Origin of the sequence: Actinomadura sp. BRA 177, from assembly GCF_013372625.1 — a bacterium.
GTDB lineage: Bacteria > Actinomycetota > Actinomycetes > Streptosporangiales > Streptosporangiaceae > Spirillospora.
The window spans coordinates 1-2,500 of record NZ_JABXFD010000559.1 but is presented as its reverse complement, the minus strand read 5'-3'; the positions used below and the strand labels follow the sequence as shown (position 1 = coordinate 2,500).

Annotated in this window: 2 protein-coding genes and 1 pseudogene; 2 read left to right on the top strand and 1 reads right to left on the bottom strand. The window is 72.6% G+C overall.

Going from position 1 to position 2,500, the window contains the following annotated elements; translation table 11 throughout:
* Positions 1 to 736, top strand: a pseudogene (locus HUX53_RS31645) (serine/threonine protein kinase); the annotation flags it as partial.
* 155 nt (positions 737 to 891) lie between these two features.
* Entirely contained in the window at positions 892 to 1,491 is a 600-nt protein-coding gene (locus HUX53_RS31640) for a PadR family transcriptional regulator (RefSeq protein WP_255205834.1), read from the top strand.
* Positions 1,492 to 1,543: 52 nt separating this feature from the next.
* Here the strand turns inward: HUX53_RS31640 and HUX53_RS31635 are convergent, their stop codons facing one another.
* Positions 1,544 to 2,299, bottom strand: a complete 756-nt coding sequence (locus HUX53_RS31635; protein WP_176406880.1) for a hypothetical protein — start codon at positions 2,297 to 2,299, stop codon at positions 1,544 to 1,546.
* Positions 2,300 to 2,500 lie beyond the last annotated feature (201 nt).

The following is a 2,500-nucleotide window of genomic DNA, read 5'->3' as shown; positions in this document are numbered from 1 at the left end:
GCCACCGCCCACGGGTTTCCAGCCGCCCCACCCCGGCCCCGTCCAAGGTCAGGGCCAGCAGCCGGGCACCAGGCAGGGCGGCCTGATGAGCAAGCTCAGGGGCGGCGGTGGCGGCCCCGGCGGCGGCGCGCCCAAGAAGTTCGTCACCCCGTTGATCATCACCGTGGTCGTGCTGGCGGTGGCGCTCGTCGGCGGGCTGACGCTGGGCCTGCTGTTCTCGGGCGGGGACGGCAAGGACGGTAAGACGCCGGCGATCCCGAAGGACTTCGTCGCCGCGTCCGACAAGGCGGGCAAGATCAAGACCGCGGTGCCGAAGGCCTGGCCGCTGGACCAGGAGCAGACGTGGACCCCGTCCACCGTCCGGCTGAGTGACGCCCAGCCCCGGCCCGTGCTGCGCGCGACCCCGGACAAGACCGCGTTCCTCGGCAACGGCAAGGGCCCCGGCGTCTTCATCGGCGTGACCACGGACGTGCGCCCCGGCCAGCTGCCGCCGCCCAGCGCGTCCAACCACCCGCAGTGCACGAAGGCCGCGCCGGAGAACTACACGACGCCGGACGGCGCGCTCAGCGGGACGATCATCCGCTTCACCGCCTGCAAGACCGGCACGCCATCGGTGACCGAGATCGGCCTCAAGGACAAGGCGGGCAAGTTCGGTCTGTGGATCCGCGTCAAGGAGACCGACAACCGCAACGCCGCCAAGGACATCCTCGACCACCTGAAGGTCACCGGCCCGTAGCCCGCAACGTCCACCCACCCGTAGGGGCCGTCACGCCCTTACGGGTCTTCGGCATGCGTCCACGTGAACACGGTCACGATGGTCGGTGTTGCATCGCGAGCGATTCCGATATATCGTTAATGCATCGCAACCGATCACTCGACAAGGAGACTGCGATGCATGAGCACATGAAGAGGATGCACGGCGGGGGCCGGGGGCCCGAGGTTCGCGGGCGGCGCGGAGACCCGTTCGGCCCGTGGGGGCCGGGCGCTCCCGGCGGCCCGCCCGGGTTCGGTCCCGGCCATCGCGGACGCGGTGGGCGCGGCCGGCGGACCCGCCGCGGCAACGTCCGGGCGGCGCTGCTCGCCCTGCTCGCCGAGCGTCCCATGCACGGCTACGAGATGATCCAGGAGCTGGACGGCCGCACCGGCGGCGTCTGGCGCCCGAGCCCCGGCTCGGTCTACCCGACCCTCCAGATGCTGGAGGACGAGGGCAAGGTCGCCAGCGAGGAGCAGGGCGGCAAGCGCCTGTTCTCGCTCACCGACACGGGCCGCGAGGAGGCGGCGGCGCAGACCGTCGCCCCCTGGGACGAGGTCACCGAGGCCGCCGGCGAGAACGTCCTGCGCGGACGCGAGGCCATCGGCCAGCTGATGGGAGCCCTGCAGCAGGTGATGGCGGTCGGCAGCGAGGCGCAGAAGGCGCGCGCGCTGGACGTCGTCAACGACGCCCGCCGCCGCCTCTACGGGATCCTCGCCGACGACCCCGAAGCCGAGTGAACCCCACACGACCGAAACCGCCGTGGCCCGCCGGGCCGCGGCGGTTTCGCGTTCAGCGCGGGAAGGGCGCCTGCTTGGCGAGCTGGTCGGCCATGTAGAGCTGCTTCCACACGAACAGGCCCAGGTCCGAGCGCTTGAGGTCGCGGTCGACGGGGACATCCACCGTGGCGCGCACCAGGAACGCCGAGCCGGGCGGCATGTACTTGTCGCCGCCGTCCCCCGCGATCAGCTCGCCGCCCGCGAGCCGCCGCACGACCTGGCTCTTGGTCGGCGGGGTGCACATCTCCTCGGGGACGCCGGCCTGCGGCATGCACCGTCCCCGCGCGTCCGGCGTGACGAGGTCCCGCTTGACGAACACGTCGCCGGGGAAGTCGAGCAGGACCCTCTTGCCGGACGGGTTGCTCAGGATGTACTCGATGTACGGGAACGACGTCCCGGACGGCGGCGTGGTCCGGGAGGTCGGCGCCACACCGTCGCTGACCCCGTTCCGCACCGTGGCGATCTGGTACTTGGACCCGTCGGCGGTACCGACCGTGATCGGCTTGCCCGCGTCGGGCAGCTCGGCGTCGCCGCCCGGCTGCTGCTCCCCGCCGGCCTGCACCGCACCCGTCCCGCCGTCGTCGTCGCCCGAGCCGGGCGTCAGCAGGAGCCCGACGGTGACCAGCCCGGCCAGGACGAGCACTCCCGCCGCGACGAGCCCGCTGCGGCGCCCCGCACGCCGGCGCGCCCGCCGCTCCCGCTCCTGTTCCTGCTCCTGTTCCCGAGCCCCGAGCCGGACCTGAACACCGCTCGTCTCCCGAACCCCCATAGGCCCGGTCGAGAACCGGCGCTCCGCCCGCTCGGAGTAGGCATCCTGCGCCTCCGGCACCCCGGCCCACTCAGCACTCCCAGGCTGCACACCCCCACGCCCGTGCACCCCCCCAACCTCGGACGGACCACCAGACCTTGCCCACCCACCGGTCTGCGACAGGTCGGCCGGCTGCGAGGCCCCTGTCCCTTATACACATCC